Annotated in this window: 14 protein-coding genes; 13 read left to right on the forward strand and 1 reads right to left on the reverse strand. The window is 69.4% G+C overall.

Features of this window, described 5'->3' with window-relative positions:
• Nucleotides 1-8: 8 nt before the first annotated feature.
• The 13 genes from ACYVMZ_RS25625 to nuoN are packed head-to-tail and all read left to right on the forward strand — an operon-like array spanning nucleotide 9 to nucleotide 15,757.
• Nucleotides 9-563, forward strand: coding sequence for a NuoB/complex I 20 kDa subunit family protein (locus ACYVMZ_RS25625; RefSeq protein ID WP_018528252.1), 555 nt, complete (start codon nucleotides 9-11; stop codon nucleotides 561-563).
• Complete coding sequence (locus ACYVMZ_RS25630) at nucleotides 560-1,321, forward strand: NADH-quinone oxidoreductase subunit C (RefSeq protein ID WP_461083519.1); 762 nt, start codon at nucleotides 560-562, stop codon at nucleotides 1,319-1,321. Before ACYVMZ_RS25625 ends, ACYVMZ_RS25630 begins: the two co-directional genes overlap by 4 nt.
• Nucleotides 1,318-2,664: an NADH-quinone oxidoreductase subunit D gene (locus tag ACYVMZ_RS25635; protein WP_461083521.1), complete on the forward strand. Its 1,347-nt coding sequence runs from the start codon at nucleotides 1,318-1,320 to the stop codon at nucleotides 2,662-2,664. The genes ACYVMZ_RS25630 and ACYVMZ_RS25635 overlap by 4 nt, the downstream gene beginning before the upstream one ends.
• Nucleotides 2,661-3,521, forward strand: a complete 861-nt coding sequence (nuoE, locus tag ACYVMZ_RS25640; protein WP_461083523.1) for an NADH-quinone oxidoreductase subunit NuoE — start codon at nucleotides 2,661-2,663, stop codon at nucleotides 3,519-3,521. Before ACYVMZ_RS25635 ends, nuoE begins: the two co-directional genes overlap by 4 nt.
• Entirely contained in the window at nucleotides 3,521-4,867 is a 1,347-nt protein-coding gene (gene nuoF, locus ACYVMZ_RS25645; protein WP_461083525.1) for an NADH-quinone oxidoreductase subunit NuoF, read from the forward strand. The genes nuoE and nuoF overlap by 1 nt, the downstream gene beginning before the upstream one ends.
• The gene (locus tag ACYVMZ_RS25650; protein WP_461083527.1) at nucleotides 4,864-7,368 is read left to right on the forward strand and encodes an NADH-quinone oxidoreductase subunit G; all 2,505 of its coding nucleotides are present in this window, start codon (nucleotides 4,864-4,866) and stop codon (nucleotides 7,366-7,368) included. The genes nuoF and ACYVMZ_RS25650 overlap by 4 nt, the downstream gene beginning before the upstream one ends.
• Nucleotides 7,365-8,741 carry an NADH-quinone oxidoreductase subunit NuoH gene (gene nuoH, locus ACYVMZ_RS25655; protein WP_461083529.1) on the forward strand — a complete coding sequence of 459 codons (1,377 nt, stop codon included), beginning with the start codon at nucleotides 7,365-7,367 and terminating at the stop codon, nucleotides 8,739-8,741. The genes ACYVMZ_RS25650 and nuoH overlap by 4 nt, the downstream gene beginning before the upstream one ends.
• A complete protein-coding gene (gene nuoI / locus ACYVMZ_RS25660; RefSeq protein WP_461083531.1) occupies nucleotides 8,734-9,384 on the forward strand; it encodes an NADH-quinone oxidoreductase subunit NuoI in 651 nt (216 codons plus the stop codon). Before nuoH ends, nuoI begins: the two co-directional genes overlap by 8 nt.
• Nucleotides 9,381-10,223 (forward strand): NADH-quinone oxidoreductase subunit J, encoded by an 843-nt coding sequence (locus tag ACYVMZ_RS25665; RefSeq protein WP_461083533.1) that lies wholly within the window; start codon nucleotides 9,381-9,383, stop codon nucleotides 10,221-10,223. The genes nuoI and ACYVMZ_RS25665 overlap by 4 nt, the downstream gene beginning before the upstream one ends.
• A complete protein-coding gene (nuoK, locus tag ACYVMZ_RS25670; protein WP_004927567.1) occupies nucleotides 10,220-10,519 on the forward strand; it encodes an NADH-quinone oxidoreductase subunit NuoK in 300 nt (99 codons plus the stop codon). The genes ACYVMZ_RS25665 and nuoK overlap by 4 nt, the downstream gene beginning before the upstream one ends.
• Before the next feature lie 14 nt (nucleotides 10,520-10,533).
• Nucleotides 10,534-12,534: an NADH-quinone oxidoreductase subunit L gene (nuoL, locus tag ACYVMZ_RS25675; protein ID WP_461083536.1), complete on the forward strand. Its 2,001-nt coding sequence runs from the start codon at nucleotides 10,534-10,536 to the stop codon at nucleotides 12,532-12,534.
• A gap of 5 nt (nucleotides 12,535-12,539) precedes the next feature.
• A complete protein-coding gene (locus ACYVMZ_RS25680; RefSeq protein ID WP_461083538.1) occupies nucleotides 12,540-14,111 on the forward strand; it encodes an NADH-quinone oxidoreductase subunit M in 1,572 nt (523 codons plus the stop codon).
• Nucleotides 14,108-15,757, forward strand: coding sequence for an NADH-quinone oxidoreductase subunit NuoN (gene nuoN, locus ACYVMZ_RS25685; RefSeq protein ID WP_461083540.1), 1,650 nt, complete (start codon nucleotides 14,108-14,110; stop codon nucleotides 15,755-15,757). Before ACYVMZ_RS25680 ends, nuoN begins: the two co-directional genes overlap by 4 nt.
• A gap of 78 nt (nucleotides 15,758-15,835) precedes the next feature.
• Here the strand turns inward: nuoN and ACYVMZ_RS25690 are convergent, their stop codons facing one another.
• Nucleotides 15,836-16,432: a Uma2 family endonuclease gene (locus ACYVMZ_RS25690; protein ID WP_461083542.1), complete on the reverse strand. Its 597-nt coding sequence runs from the start codon at nucleotides 16,430-16,432 to the stop codon at nucleotides 15,836-15,838.
• Nucleotides 16,433-16,568: the final 136 nt, after the last annotated feature.

Genomic DNA, 16,568 nt, shown 5'->3' on the forward strand with positions numbered 1-16,568 from the left:
TTTAAGTCATGGGACTCGAAGAAAAGCTGCCGAGCGGCTTCCTGCTGACCACCGTCGAGCAGGCCGCGGGCTGGGTGCGCAAGTCGTCGGTCTTCCCCGCCACGTTCGGCCTCGCCTGCTGCGCCATCGAGATGATGACCACCGGCGCGGGCCGCTACGACCTGGCGCGCTTCGGCATGGAGGTCTTCCGCGGCTCGCCGCGTCAGGCCGACCTGATGATCGTCGCCGGCCGGGTCAGCCAGAAGATGGCGCCGGTGCTGCGGCAGGTCTACGACCAGATGCCGAACCCCAAGTGGGTGATCTCCATGGGGGTCTGCGCCTCCTCGGGCGGCATGTTCAACAACTACGCCATCGTCCAGGGCGTCGACCACATCGTGCCGGTCGACATCTACCTCCCGGGCTGCCCGCCACGGCCCGAGATGCTGATGGACGCCATCCTCAAGCTCCACCAGAAGATCCAGAGCTCCAAGCTCGGCGTGAACGCCGAGGAAGCGGCCCGCGAGGCGGAGGAGGCGGCGCTCAAGGCCCTGCCCACGATCGAGATGAAGGGGCTGCTGCGGTGAGCGACGCGAACGGCACCAACGGCGTGAACGGGTCGGACGGGGTGAACCCCGAGAAGGACCTGTCGGCCTCCAACCTCCCCGGCCAGCGCGGCCAGGGCGGCGAGGAGATCCGCGTCCAGCGCGGCATGTTCGGCGCCGACAACGGCGGCGACACCTCCGGCTACGGCGGCCTGGTCCGCTCGGTCCGGCTCCCGGGACCGGCGAGCAGGCCGTACGGCGGCTGGTTCGACGAGGTCGCCGACGAGCTCGAGGGCGCGCTGGAGGAACAGGGCCTCCTCCCCGAGAACGCCATCGAGAAGACGGTCGTCGACCGAGACGAGCTCACCTTCCACATCGAGCGCGAGCACCTGCTCCGCGTCGCCCGCACCCTGCGCGACGACCCGGCCCTGCGCTTCGAGCTGTGCACCGGCGTCAGCGGCGTCCACTACCCGAACGACAAGGGTCGCGAGCTGCACGCCGTCTACCACCTGCGCTCGATCACCCACAACCGGCTGATCCGCCTGGAAGTCAGCTGTCCCGACAGCGACCCGCACATCCCGTCGCTGGTCTCCGTCTACCCGACGAACGACTGGCACGAGCGCGAGACGTACGACTTCTTCGGCATCGTCTTCGACGGTCACCCGGCCCTGACGCGGATCATGATGCCGGACGACTGGCAGGGCCACCCGCAGCGCAAGGACTACCCCCTCGGCGGTATCCCCGTCGAGTACAAGGGCGCCCAGATCCCGGCTCCGGACCAGCGGAGGTCGTACTCATGAGCACGTCGCACGCATCCGACGCCGCCGCCGCGGCCGCCGCGGCGCGCGAGACCACCGAGGGCACCGTCTACACGGTCACCGGCGGCGACTGGGACGAGGTCGTCCAGTCCGCGACCCGCGCCGACGACGAGCGCCTGATCGTCAACATGGGCCCGCAGCACCCGTCCACGCACGGCGTGCTCCGCCTGATCCTGGAGATCGAGGGCGAGACGGTCACCGAGGCCCGCTGCGGCATCGGCTACCTCCACACCGGCATCGAGAAGAACCTCGAGTACCGGACGTGGACCCAGGGCACCACGTTCGTGACGCGCATGGACTACCTGACGCCGTTCTTCAACGAGACGGCGTACTGCCTCGCGGTCGAGAAGCTCCTCGGCATCGAGGACCAGATCCCGGACCGGGCCTCGATCATCCGCGTGCTCCTGATGGAGCTCAACCGGATGTCCTCCCACCTGGTCGCCATCGCCACCGGTGGCATGGAGCTCGGCGCCACCACGATCATGATCTACGGGTTCCGTGATCGTGAACTCATTCTCGACATCTACGAACTGATCACGGGCCTCAGGATGAACCACGCGTACATCCGCCCCGGCGGACTCGCCCAGGACCTGCCGCCCGGCGCGGTGGACCAGATCCGCGAGTTCGTGAAGAAGATGAAGAGGAACCTCCCGGAGTACGACAAGCTCGCCACCGGGAACCCCATCTTCAAGGCCCGCATGCAGGACATCGGCTACCTCGACCTGGCCGGCTGCATGGCCCTGGGCGCCACCGGCCCGATCCTGCGCTCCACCGGCCTGCCGCACGACCTGCGCAAGGCACAGCCGTACTGCGGCTACGAGACGTACGACTTCGACATCCCGACCGCCGACACCTGCGACGCCTACGGCCGCTTCCTCATCCGCCTGGAGGAGATGCGCCAGTCGCTCAGGATCGTCGAGCAGTGCCTGGACCGGCTCCAGCCCGGCCCGATCATGGTCGCCGACAAGAAGATCGCCTGGCCCGCCCAGCTCGCCCTGGGACCGGACGGGCTCGGCAACTCCCTCGACCACATCAAGAAGATCATGGGCACCTCCATGGAGGCCCTGATCCACCACTTCAAGCTGGTCACCGAGGGCTTCCGCGTCCCCCCGGGACAGGCGTACGCGGCGGTCGAGTCGCCCAAGGGCGAGCTCGGGGTGCACGTCGTCTCCGACGGCGGCACCCGCCCCTACCGGGTCCACTTCCGCGACCCGTCCTTCACCAACCTGCAGGCGATGGCGGCGATGTGCGAGGGCGGCCAGGTCGCCGACGTCATCGTCGCCGTCGCGTCCATCGACCCCGTGATGGGAGGCGTCGACCGGTGACCACCTCTTCCTCCGAGCGGGGCGTCAGCCTGGGCATGCCCCAACCACCCGCGCCCGCCTACCCGGACGACGTCCGAGCCCGTCTGGAGACGGACGCGCGCGAGATCATCGCCCGCTACCCGGACTCCCGGTCCGCCCTCCTGCCGCTGCTGCACCTCGTGCAGGCGGAGGAGGGACACGTCACGCGCACCGGGATGCAGTTCTGCGCGGACATGCTCGGCCTGACCACGGCCGAGGTCACCGCGGTCGCGACCTTCTACACGATGTACCGCCGCAAGCCGAGCGGTGACTACCAGGTCGGGGTCTGCACCAACACGCTGTGCGCGGTGATGGGCGGTGACGCGATCTTCGAGGAGCTCCAGGAGCACCTCGGCGTCGGCAACGGCGAGACCACCGGCGACGGCAAGGTCACCCTGGAGCACATCGAGTGCAACGCGGCCTGCGACTACGCCCCGGTCGTGATGGTCAACTGGGAGTTCTTCGACAACCAGACCCCGGCGAGCGCCAAGCGGCTCGTCGACGACCTGCGCGCGGGACGGCCGGTCACGCCCACGCGCGGGGCACCCCTGTGCACCTTCAAGGAAACCGCCCGGATCCTGGCGGGCTTCCCCGACGAGCGCGAGGGCGCCGTCGAGGCGGGGGGAAGCGCGGGACCCGCTTCCCTGGTGGGTCTGAAGCTGGCCAAGGGGGAGGCCGCTCCCGCACGCGTGGTGCACCCGCGCGGAGAGACCGCCCAGGACGAGCCGCCGCACGAACCGTCACCGTCGGAGCATCTGAGCTCGCACGACGCACCGCAGCAGACATCGGCATCCGATCCCGCGCACCCGGCCGGGCCTACCGCCGAGGAGGGGGAGTGATGACCTTGGCACCCGAACTGAAGGACACGAGCCCCGAGAAGCTGCTCGCACCCGTGCTGTCGGCCTTCTGGGACGAGGACGGGTCCTGGACGCTGGACGTCTACCGAAGGCACGAGGGGTACGAGGGACTCCGCAAGGCGCTCGCCATGTCCCCGGACGACGTGATCGCGTACGTCAAGGAGTCCGGGTTGCGAGGGCGCGGCGGCGCCGGCTTCCCGACCGGAATGAAGTGGCAGTTCATTCCCCAGGGAGACGGCAAGCCTCACTATCTAGTTGTCAACGCCGACGAGTCGGAGCCCGGGACGTGCAAGGACATCCCGCTCCTCTTCGCGAACCCGCACAGCCTCATCGAGGGCATCGTCATCGCGTGTTATGCCATCAGGTCGTCGCATGCCTTCATCTATCTGCGTGGTGAAGTCGTCCCTGTGTTGCGGCGGTTGCACTCGGCCGTGCGTGAGGCCTATGCGGCGGGCTTCCTCGGCAAGAACATCCTGGGCAGCGGACTCGATCTGGAACTCACCGTGCACGCGGGCGCGGGCGCGTACATCTGCGGTGAGGAGACCGCACTGCTCGACTCGCTCGAAGGCCGCCGGGGTCAACCGCGGCTTCGTCCCCCCTTCCCTGCTGTCGCGGGCCTCTACGCGTGCCCGACTGTGGTGAACAACGTCGAGTCGATCGCGTCGGTTCCCGCGATCATGAACCGGGGCAAGGAATGGTTCCGGTCGATGGGAAGCGAGAAGTCTCCCGGCTTCACGCTCTACTCCCTGTCCGGCCACGTCGCCAGCCCCGGCCAGTACGAGGCTCCGCTCGGGATCACACTCCGTCAGCTCCTCGACATGAGCGGCGGCATGCGCCCCGGGCATCGCCTCAAGTTCTGGACGCCGGGCGGCTCCTCGACCCCGATGTTCACCGACGAGCATCTCGACGTCCCTCTTGATTACGAAGGAGTGGGCGCCGCGGGTTCCATGCTCGGCACGAAAGCCCTCCAGTGCTTCGACGAGACGACCTGTGTCGTCCGCGCCGTGACCCGCTGGACCGAGTTCTACGCCCACGAGTCCTGCGGCAAGTGCACGCCCTGCCGCGAGGGCACGTACTGGCTCGTGCAGCTGCTGCGCGACATCGAGGCCGGCAAGGGCGTGATGTCCGACCTCGACAAGCTGAACGACATCGCCGACAACATCAACGGCAAGTCGTTCTGCGCCCTCGGCGACGGCGCCGCCTCGCCGATCTTCTCCTCGCTGAAGTACTTCCGCGAGGAGTACGAGCAGCACATCACGGGCCGGGGCTGCCCCTTCGACCCGGCCAAGTCGACGGCCTGGGCCGACCGCACGGAGGTGAACGCATGACCGTGACCACCAGCGCTCCCTCGGGTGGGGGGCAGGCGGCGGTTCCGCCGGAGGACGTCGTGACGCTGACGATCGACGGCATCGAGATCAGCGTGCCCAAGGGCACCCTGGTCATCCGGGCCGCCGAACAGCTCGGCATCGAGATCCCCCGGTTCTGCGACCACCCCCTCCTCGACCCGGCCGGCGCCTGCCGCCAGTGCATCGTCGAGGTCGAGGGCCAGCGCAAGCCCATGGCGTCCTGCACCATCACCTGCACCGACGGGATGGTGGTGAAGACCCACCTCACCTCGCCGGTCGCCGAGAAGGCCCAGAAGGGTGTGATGGAGCTGCTGCTCATCAACCACCCGCTGGACTGCCCGGTCTGCGACAAGGGCGGCGAGTGCCCGTTGCAGAACCAGGCGATGTCGCATGGCAACGCCGAGTCCCGCTTCGAGGGCCGCAAGCGCACGTACGAGAAGCCCGTCCCGATCTCCACGCAGGTGCTGCTGGACCGGGAGCGGTGCGTGCTGTGCGCCCGCTGCACCCGGTTCTCCAACCAGATCGCGGGCGACCCGATGATCGAGCTGGTCGAGCGGGGCGCGCTCCAGCAGGTCGGCACCGGCGAGGGCGACCCGTTCGAGTCGTACTTCTCCGGCAACACCATCCAGATCTGCCCGGTCGGCGCGCTCACCTCGGCGGCGTACCGATTCCGCTCCCGCCCCTTCGACCTCGTGTCGTCCCCGTCCATCTGCGAGCACTGCTCGGGCGGCTGCGCCACGCGTACCGACCACCGGCGCGGCAAGGTCATGCGGCGTCTGGCGGGCTACGACCCGGAGGTCAACGAGGAGTGGATCTGCGACAAGGGGCGGTTCGCGTTCCGGTACGCGCAGCTGCGGGACCGGCTCGGCACCCCGCTCGTGCGCAACGCCGAGGGCGAGCTCGAACCCGCGTCCTGGCCGGAGGCGTTGCAGATCGCGGCCCAGGGGCTGCTGGCCTGCCGGGGCCGCACCGGTGTCCTGACCGGCGGCCGCCTCACCATCGAGGACGCCTACGCGTACAGCAAGTTCGCGCGCGTGGCGCTCAGCACCAACGACATCGACTTCCGCACGCGCGTGCACAGCAGCGAGGAGGCCGACTTCCTCGCCGCCCAGGTCGCGGGCCGCGGCCGTGACCTCGACGGTACGGGCGTCACGTACACCGCCCTGGAGAAGGCGCCCGCCGTCCTGCTGGTCGGGTTCGAGGCCGAGGAGGAGGCGCCCGGCGTCTTCCTGCGGCTGCGCAAGGCCTGGCGCAAGCACGGGCAGCAGGTGTTCGCCCTGGCCACGCACGCCACGCGCGGCCTGCAGAAGGCCGGCGGCACGCTGCTGCCGGCGGCGCCCGGCACCGAGACCGAATGGCTGGACGCGCTCGCGAGCGGCGTCGGCCTGGAGGGCGACGGAGCCAGGGCCGCCGAGGCGCTGCGCACCGAGGGCGCGGTGATCGTCGTCGGCGAGCGGCTGGCCGCCGTGGCAGGCGGTCTCACCGCCGCCGCACGGTTCGCCTCGGCGACCGGCGCCCGGCTGGCGTGGATCCCGCGCCGGGCCGGGGAGCGCGGCGCGGTCGAGGCGGGCGCCCTGCCGTCGCTGCTGCCGGGCGGCCGCCCGGCGACCGACCCGCGCGCGCGGGACGAGGTCGCGGCCGTCTGGGGCGTCGCCGAACTCCCGCACCGATACGGCCGTGACACCGGCCAGATCGTCGAGGCCGCCGCCACCGGAGAACTCCAGGCGCTGCTCGTGGCGGGTGTGGAGATCGCCGACCTGCCCGACCCGGCACGCGCGCGTGAGGCACTCGACGAGGTGGGCTTCCTGGTGTCGCTGGAGCTGCGCCCCAGCGAGGTCACCGAGAAGGCCGACGTCGTCCTCCCTGTCGCCGCGGTCGCCGAGAAGGCCGGCACCTTCCTCAACTGGGAAGGCCGGGTCCGCTTCTTCGAGGCCGCCCTCAAGCCCGACCACATGACCCGCCGTGTGTCGCCCACCGACGGCCGCGTGCTGCAGATGCTGGCCGACGCCATGGACGTCCACCTGGGCCTGCCGGACCTGCGCACCACGCGCGCGGAGCTGGACCGGCTCGGCGCCTGGGACGGGCCGCGGGCCACCGAGCCGCTGGAGACCGCGGCGGCGCTGCCCCGGCCGGCCGCCGGGGAGGCCGTCCTCGCCGGGCACCGGCTGCTGCTCGACCAGGGTCTCCTCCAGGCGGGCGACGAAGCGCTCGCCGGCACCCGGCACGCCGCCCACGCGCGCGTGTCGGCCGCCACGGCCGCCGAGGCGGGCGTCAAGGACGGCGAGCTGCTGGCCGTCACCGGCCCCGCGGGGACCGTCGCGTTCCCGCTGCGGATCAGCGAGATGCCGGACCGCGTGGTGTGGCTCCCGCTGAACTCCACCGGCGGGGGCGTCGCCTCCGACACCGGGGCGCTGCCCGGCGCCCTCGTCCGTATCGGCCCGGCGGCGCTCGCCGGCGAGGCCCCCAAGGAGGTGGAGGCATGAGCCCGTACCTCGCCGCTGAAGACCTCTCGATGTTCGGCCGCGACCCCTGGTGGCTGGTCGTCATCAAGGCGGTGTTCTGCTTCGCCTTCCTGATGGTGACCGTGCTGATCTCCATCGTCATGGAGCGCAAGGTCGTCGCCTGGATGCAGCTGCGCATCGGCCCCAACCGGCACGGCCCCTGGGGCATGCTCCAGTCGCTCGCCGACGGCATCAAGCTGATGCTCAAGGAAGACGTCATCGTCAAGCGCGCGGACAAGGCGGTGTACGTCCTCGCGCCGATCGTCGCGGCCATCCCGGCCTTCATGGCGATCGCGGTGATCCCGTTCGGACCGGCCGGCAACGAGGTCTCGATCTTCGGCCAGCGCACCACGATGCAGCTCACCGACCTGCCGATCGCGGTGCTCTACCTCCTCGCGGTCGCCTCGGTCGGCATCTACGGCATCGTGCTGGCGGGCTGGAGCTCCGGATCGACGTACCCGCTGCTCGGCGGCCTGCGGTCCTGCGCGCAGATGATCTCGTACGAGATCGCCATGGGTGCCGCCTTCGCCTCCGTGTTCCTCTACTCGGGCTCGATGTCGACGTCGACGATCGTCGAGCAGCAGACCGACCGCTGGTACATCCTCCTGCTGCCGCTGTCCTTCGTGATCTACATCGTCACGATGGTCGGCGAGACCAACCGCGCCCCCTTCGACATGCCGGAGTCCGAGGGCGACCTGGTCGGCGGCTTCAACACCGAGTACTCGTCGATCAAGTTCGCGATGTTCATGCTCGCCGAGTACGTCAACATGGTCACGGTCTCGGCCGTCGCCACCACCCTCTTCCTCGGCGGCTGGCGGGCCCCGTGGCCGGTCAGCACCTTCTGGGAGGGAGCGAACCACGGCTGGTGGCCGATGCTCTGGTTCACCGTCAAGGTCCAGCTGCTGCTGTTCTGCTTCGTCTGGCTGCGCGGCACGCTCCCGCGTGTCCGTTACGACCAGCTGATGAAGCTCGGCTGGAAGGTCCTCATCCCGGTCTCCCTGGTGTGGCTGATGCTCGTCGCCACCGTGCGGGCCCTCAGGAACGAGAACTACGGCTTCGCCGACATCGCCCTCTACATCGGCGGCGGCGTCCTGGCCCTGCTGGTGCTCTCCTTCGTCGTCGACATGTTCCGCGAGAAGGCGAAGCAGGCCGAGCAGCCCGCCGAGAAGCCGGCCGCCTTCGACCCGATGGCGGGCGGATTCCCCGTGCCGCCGCTGCCCGGACAGGAGTTGCCGCCCGTGCCGAGGCGCCGCTCGCGTCGTGAGCGGGAGCTGATTGTCAGTGGTGGGCCCGATACTCAGAGTGACGGATCTCTGGGTGGATCTACGGATGGAAAGGAGGCGTCCGATGGCTGAGGAGCCCCAGGAGGCCGGGCAGACGAAGCCTGGCTTCCAGAACCCCGTGGCCGGCTTCGGCGTGACCTTCAAGGCCATGTTCAAGAAGCGGCTCACCGAGCAGTACCCGGAGCAGCAGAAGACCACGGCTCCGCGCTTCCACGGACGGCACCAGCTCAACCGCCATCCGGACGGCCTGGAGAAATGCGTCGGCTGCGAGCTGTGCGCCTGGGCCTGCCCCGCCGACGCCATCTACGTGGAGGGCGCGGACAACACCGAAGAGGAGCGCTACTCGCCGGGCGAGCGGTACGGCCGCGTCTACCAGATCAACTACGCCCGCTGCATCCTGTGCGGCCTGTGCATCGAGGCGTGCCCCACGCGCGCGCTGACGATGACCAACGAGTTCGAACTGGCCGACTCCAGCCGCGCGAACCTCATCTACACCAAGGAGCAGCTGCTCGCCGGCCTGGAGGAGGGCATGGTCGAGCCGCCGCACGCCATGTACCCGGGCACGGACGAACAGGACTACTACCGGGGCCTGGTGACCGAGGCCGCGCCCGGCACGGTCCGCCAGGTCGCCCACTCCAAGGGCGAGGTCGTCCAGGAGGCCGACTCGACCTTCGGAGGGACCGAACCGGCGTCGGAGAAGGTGATCGGCCGATGACCACCCAGCTCGCCGCCTACTCCACCTCCACCGGAGAGGCCGTCCAGTTCTGGACCCTCGGCACGATCGCTGTGATCGGCGCCCTGTGCACCGTCTTCATGAAGAAGGCCGTACACAGCGCGCTCTGCCTCGCCGGGACCATGATCATCCTAGCGGTGTTCTACCTCGCCAACGGCGCCTACTTCCTGGGCGTCGTCCAGATCGTCGTCTACACCGGCGCGATCATGATGCTGTTCCTGTTCGTGGTGATGCTCGTCGGCGTCACCGCGGCGGACTCCCTGAAGGAGACCATCAAGGGGCAGCGCTGGCTGGCCCTGCTGTGCGGGCTCGGCTTCGGCATCCTGCTGATCGCGGGCATCGGCAACGCCTCCCTCAAGGAGTTCAGCGGCATCGGTCAGGCGAACGCGGGCGGCAACGTGGAGGGCATCGCGACCCTGCTGTTCACCAGGTACGTCTTCGCGTTCGAGATCACCGGCGCCCTGCTCATCACGGCCGCCGTCGGCGCCATGGTGCTCACCCACCGGGAGCGCACCGAGCGCGCCAAGACGCAGCGCGAGCTGGCCGAACAGCGCATCCGTGAGGGCACGTACATCCCGCCGCTGCCCGCGCCCGGGGTGTACGCCCGGCACAACGCGGTCGACATCGCGGGCCTGCTGCCCGACGGCACCCCGTCCGAGCTCACCGTCAGCAAGACACTGCGCGAACGCGGCCAGATCCGTGACGTGTCGCAGGAGGCGCTCAACGACCTGCGTGCCCTGGAGCAGCGGGCCGAGGAGCGCCTGGAGCGCAAGGCGATCGGGCCGGCGACCTTCAAGCGGACCGAGGAGGCGTCGAAGTGAACCCGGTCAACTACCTGTATCTCGCGGCCCTGTTGTTCACGATCGGCGCCACCGGCGTACTGATCAGGCGCAACGCGATCGTCGTGTTCATGTGCGTCGAGCTCATGCTCAACGCCTGCAACCTCGCGTTCGTCGCCTTCTCCCGGATGCACGGCAACCTCGACGGCCAGATCATCGCGTTCTTCACGATGGTCGTCGCCGCCGCGGAGGTCGTGGTCGGGCTCGCGATCATCGTGTCCCTGTTCCGTTCCCGCCACTCGGCCTCGGTCGACGACGCCAGCCTGATGAAGCTGTGAGGGGTCGCTGAACCGTGACTAACGCAGAGAACCTGATTGCGCTGCTGGTGGCGGCGCCCCTGCTCGGAGCGGCGGTCCTGCTGTGCGGCGGCCGCAGACTGGACGCCGTCGGCCACTGGATCGGCACGGTGCTGGCCGGCGTGTCCTTCGTGCTCGGCATCGTCCTGTTCACCGACATGCTGGGCCAGGACGCCGACCACCGGACCCTGACGCAGCACCTGTTCAGCTGGGTGCCGGTCGAGGGCTTCCAGGCGGACGTCGCCTTCCAGCTCGACCAGCTGTCGATGACGTTCGTGCTGCTGATCACGGGCGTCGGCTCGCTGATCCACCTGTACTCGGTCGGGTACATGGAGCACGACGAGCGGCGCCGCCGCTTCTTCGGCTACCTGAACCTGTTCCTCGCGGCGATGCTGCTGCTCGTCCTCGCCGACAACTACCTGCTGCTGTACGTCGGCTGGGAGGGCGTCGGTCTCGCCTCCTACCTGCTGATCGGCTTCTGGCAGCACAAGCCCAGCGCCGCCACGGCGGCGAAGAAGGCGTTCCTGGTCAACCGCGTCGGCGACATGGGCCTGTCGATCGCGATCATGCTGATGTTCCTGTGGTTCGGGACCTTCGCCTTCGAGCCGGTGCTCGGCACCCACGGGGAGGCGGGCCTCGCCGGTGCGGCCGGTGAGGACAAGCTCACCGCGATCGCCCTGATGCTGCTGCTCGCGGCCTGCGGCAAGTCGGCCCAGGTGCCGCTGCAGTCCTGGCTCGGGGACGCGATGGAGGGCCCGACCCCGGTCTCGGCCCTGATCCACGCGGCGACCATGGTGACGGCGGGCGTGTACCTGATCGTCCGCTCCGGTGCCATCTTCAACGGCGCGCCCGACGCACAACTGGTCGTCACCATCGTCGGCGCGGTCACGCTCCTGTTCGGTGCGATCGTCGGTTGCGCGAAGGACGACATCAAGAAGGCGCTGGCCGGCTCGACCATGTCGCAGATCGGCTACATGGTGCTGGCCGCGGGTCTCGGCCCCATCGGCTACGTCTTCGCGATCATGCACCTGGTGACGCACGGCTTCTTCAAGGCCGGGCTGTTCCTCGGCGCCGGTTCGGTCATGCACGGCATGAACGACGAGGTCGACATGCGCCGCTACGGCGGCCTGCGCAAGTACATGCCGATCACGTTCGTCACCTTCGGCCTCGGCTACCTCGCCATCATCGGCTTCCCGGGCCTGTCCGGCTTCTTCTCCAAGGACAAGATCATCGAGGCGGCGTTCGCCAAGGGCGGCACCGAGGGCTGGATCCTCGGCGGCTGTGCTCTCCTGGGCGCGGCCATCACGGCGTACTACATGACGCGCGTGATGCTCATGACGTTCTTCGGCGAGGAACGCTGGCGCCACGCCCCGACGCCGTCCCCGGCGGAGCCGAGCGTGGAGCCCGCCGCCGAGACGCGCGGCGAGGCTGCGTCCGATCATGTCGCTACCGCGACGGGCGAGCCGCACCCGCACGAGTCGCCGAAGGTCATGACGATCCCGATGATCCTGCTGGCCGTCGGGTCGGTGGCGGGAGGCGCGTTCTTCAGCATCGGCGACCGCTTCCTGCACTGGCTGGAGCCGATCACCGGTCACGACCACGGCCATGCGCCGATGAGCGCCCTGACGGTCACGCTCGCCACGGTGGCCGTGATGGTCCTCGGCGTCGCCCTCGCATGGGCGCAGTACGGGCGCCGCCCGGTCCCGGCCGTCGCCCCGCGCGGGTCGCTGCTCACCCGGGCCGCCCGCCGCGACCTGCTCCAGGACGACTTCAACCACATCGTCCTGGTACGCGGCGGCGAGCACCTCACACGCTCCCTGGTGTACGTCGACCACACCCTGGTCGACGGCGTCGTCAACGGCACGGCGGCCTCGGTCGGCGGCCTCTCCGGGCGGATGCGCAGGCTGCAGAACGGCTTCGCCCGCTCCTACGCGGTCTCGATGTTCGGCGGCGCGGCGCTCATCGTCGCCGCGACCCTGCTGATGAGGGCGGTCTGATACCGATGTCCTTTCCTCTGCTGACAGCGACGGCGGCGCTCCCGGCCATCGGGGCGATCGCCACGGCCGCCGTACCGGCCGCCAAGCGCACGGCGGCCAAGTGGCTGGCGCTGCTCTTCTCGCTCGCCACGCTCGCGCTCGCGATCACCGTCCTGGTGCGCTTCGACCCGGGCGGCGACCGCTACCAGCTCACCGAATCCCACGCCTGGATCGCGGACTTCGGGGTGCGGTACGAGCTGGGCGTGGACGGCATCGCGGTGGCGCTCATCGCGCTCACGGCCGTACTGATCCCGTTCATCATCCTCGCGGGCTGGCACGACGCCGACCCGCTGGAGACCGGCAGCAGGCGGTGGCGGCCGACGCAGGGCTTCTTCGCCCTGATCCTGGCCGTCGAGGCGATGGTGATCCTCTCCTTCGAGGCCACCGACGTCTTCCTCTTCTACATCTTCTTCGAAGCCATGCTGATCCCGATGTACTTCCTCATCGGCGGCTTCGGGGACCGTGCCCACGAGCACGGCGAGAAGGTGGCGTCGACGCAACGGTCGTACGCGGCGGTGAAGTTCCTCCTCTACAACCTGGCCGGCGGCCTGATCATGCTGGCCGCGGTGATCGGCCTGTACGTGGTCGCCGGGAACTTCTCGCTGACCGAGATCGCCGAGGCGCGGGCCAACGGCTCGCTGGACATGGCGACCAGCACCGAGCGCTGGCTGTTCCTCGGCTTCTTCTTCGCCTTCGCGGTGAAGGCACCGCTGTGGCCGCTGCACACCTGGCTGCCGAACGCGATGGGGGAGGCCACCGCCCCGGTCGCGGTGTTGATCACGGCGGTCGTCGACAAGGTGGGCACCTTCGCGATGCTCCGCTTCTGCCTCCAGCTGTTCCCGGAGGCGAGCAAGTGGGCGACGCCCGCCATCCTCGTCCTCGCCCTCATCAGCATCATCTACGGGGCGCTGCTGGCCGTCGGCCAGCGCGACATCAAGCGGCTGATCGCGTACGCGTCGATCTCGCACTTCGGCTTCATCATCATGGGCATCTTCGCGATGACCAGCCAGGGCCAGTCCGGGGCGACGCTCTACATGGTCAACCACGGCATCTCGACCGCCGCGCTGATGCTGGTGGCCGGCTTCCTGATCTCGCGGCGCGGCTCGCGGCTCATCGCCGACTACGGCGGTGTGCAGAAGGTCGCGCCGGTGCTCGCCGGCACGTTCCTGATCGGCGGCCTGGCGACGTTGTCCCTGCCGGGGCTGGCGCCGTTCGTGAGTGAGTTCCTGGTCCTGGTCGGCACGTTCACGCGGTACCCGGTGATCGGCATCATCGCCACCTTCGGCATCGTGCTCGCCGCGCTCTACACCCTCGTCCTCTACCAGAGGACGATGACGGGCCCGGTGAAGCCCGAGGTGGCCGCCATGCCCGACCTGCGGGTGCGTGAACTCGTGGTCGTCGCCCCGCTGGTCGTACTGCTGATCTTCCTGGGCGTCTACCCGAAGCCCGTCACGGACATCGTCAATCCGGCGGTCAAGCAGACCATGTCCGACGTACAGAAGAAGGACCCCCAGCCCGAGGTGGAGGCGGCCAAGTGAGCGCATCAGCCGTCCACAGCCTGTGGACAACCGCGGCCGATCCGATCTCGAAGATCGACGCGCCGAAGTTCGAGTACGGGCAGATGTCGCCCACCCTGATCGTCGTCGGCGCGGCGATCATCGGGGTGCTGGTCGAGGCGCTCGTGCCGCGCAAGTTCCGTTACCACGTCCAGATGTTCGTGTCCGTCGTCGCCCTCTCCGCCGCCTTCGCCGCGGTCGTGGCGCTCGCGGCGGACGGATACGGCACGACCAAGGCGCGCATCGCTGCGATGGGTGCGATCGCCGTCGACGGGCCGGCGCTCTTCCTGCAGGGCACGATCCTGCTGGCCGGCCTGGTCGGCCTGTTCACCTTCGCCGAGCGGCGGCTGGACCCGGTGGTGCACGGCAACCGGGTCGACTCCTTCGCCGCGCAGGCCGCGTCCGTGCCGGGCAGCGAGAGCGAGAAGGCGGCCGTGAAGGCCGGGTTCACCACCACCGAGGTGTTCCCGCTGCTGCTCTTCGCCGTCGCCGGCATGCTGATCTTCCCGGCGGCCAACGACCTGCTGACGCTGTTCGTGGCGCTGGAGGTCTTCTCGCTCCCGCTGTACCTGCTGTGCGCGCTGGCCCGCCGCAAGCGGCTGATGTCGCAGGAGGCCGCGGTCAAGTACTTCCTGCTCGGCGCGTTCGCCTCCGCGTTCACCCTGTTCGGCATCGCGCTGCTGTACGGCTACGCGGGCTCGATGTCGTACGCGACGATCGCGCAGGTCGTCGACGGGACGGTCACGAACGTGACCCCGGCGCTGGCGGACACCATGGGCAACGACGCGCTGCTGCTCGTCGGCGCCGGGCTGCTCGTGATGGGCCTGCTGTTCAAGGTGGGCGCGGTGCCGTTCCACATGTGGACGCCGGACGTGTACCAGGGCGCGCCGACGCCGGTGACCGGGTTCATGGCGGCGGCGACGAAGGTGGCGGCCTTCGGCGCGCTGCTGCGGGTCCTGTACGTGGTCCTGCCCGGCCTGCGCTGGGACTGGCGGCCGGTCATGTGGGGCGTCGCGATCGTCACCATGCTGGGCGGTGCGATCGTCGCGATCACGCAGACCGACATCAAGCGGCTGCTGGCGTACTCGTCGATCGCGCACGCGGGCTTCATCCTCGCGGGTGTCATCGCGACCACGCCGGACGGTGTGTCGTCGGTGCTCTTCTACCTGGCCGCGTACTCGTTCGTGACGATCGGCGCGTTCGCCGTGGTCACGCTGGTGCGGGACGCGGGCGGCGAGGCCACGCACCTGTCCAAGTGGGCGGGGCTCGGCCGCCGGTCGCCGCTGGTGGCGGCCGTGTTCGCGGTGTTCCTGCTGGCCTTCGCGGGCATTCCGCTGACCTCCGGCTTCGCCGGGAAGTTCGCCGTGTTCAAGGCGGCGGCGGAGGGCGGGGCGGCCCCGCTGGTCGTGATCGGTGTGATCTCGTCGGCGATCGCGGCGTTCTTCTACATCCGTGTGATCGTGCTGATGTTCTTCAGTGAGCCGCGGCCGGAAGGGCCGACGGTGGCGGTGCCGTCTGCGCTGACCATGACCGCGATCGGGGTCGGGGTGGCGGTCACGCTGGTGCTGGGTGTGGCGCCGCAGTACTTCCTGGATCTGGCGGGGCAGGCGGGGGTGTTCGTGCGCTGACGCCGCGCTTGCTCGTGCGGGGCGGCCCGGTATCCCTTTGGTGGGGGCCGGGCCGCTCGGCATTCGGACGGAGTGGTGTCAGTCCTGCAGACGCGCCTTGACTTCGGTGAGACCCAGGTCGACCGGGAAGGGGACCTCCAGCTTCATCCGCTCGCGGAAGATCCCCACACTGGTGTACGTGCCCGTCGTGGGCTCCAACTCGAAGGCGTGCACCGCGGCGCGGCCGTTTTCGTCCTCGACCCGCCAGTAGTGGGGAATCTTGGCGCGGGCGTACTTGAGGGGCTTGGTCTCACGGTCCCGGGAGACGGAGTCCGGCATCACGATTTCGACGGCCAGAACGACGGCTGCCGCGGGGAGCCGGGTCTGATCGAGGCTTACCACGGCTTTCTCCCGCACGACGATCACATCCGGTTCCGGCCTGTTCTGCTGGTCGATGTCGATGGTGAACCGGCAGAGGACCTCGTGCCCCGAGGGCGCGCTGGAATCGAGTTGCCGGCCGAAGAAGCTCAAGGCGCGTTCGTGGAAGACCGACTGGCGACATGGGAAGACAAGGGTCGCGTCGATCAACTGCGTATGCGGGGGCAGGTTCGGGAGGCGGTCCAGATCATCGGCCTTCCAGCCACCGTCGGGCGGAAGAGGCCAGTCGAACTCCAGGGCTTGGCGTACGCCGCTCATGCGCTCCCCACGGGCCGTGCTGTCCGTCGCGCCATGTTATCGACCGATTACCCACGAGTGGGGGGTGAGCCTGTGGATAACTCCGGAGGCTGTCAGCGCCGCCCCCTATCGTGGACGCAGTGGTCGAGGGACGACG

It is taken from the genome of Streptomyces deserti (genome assembly GCF_054782695.1).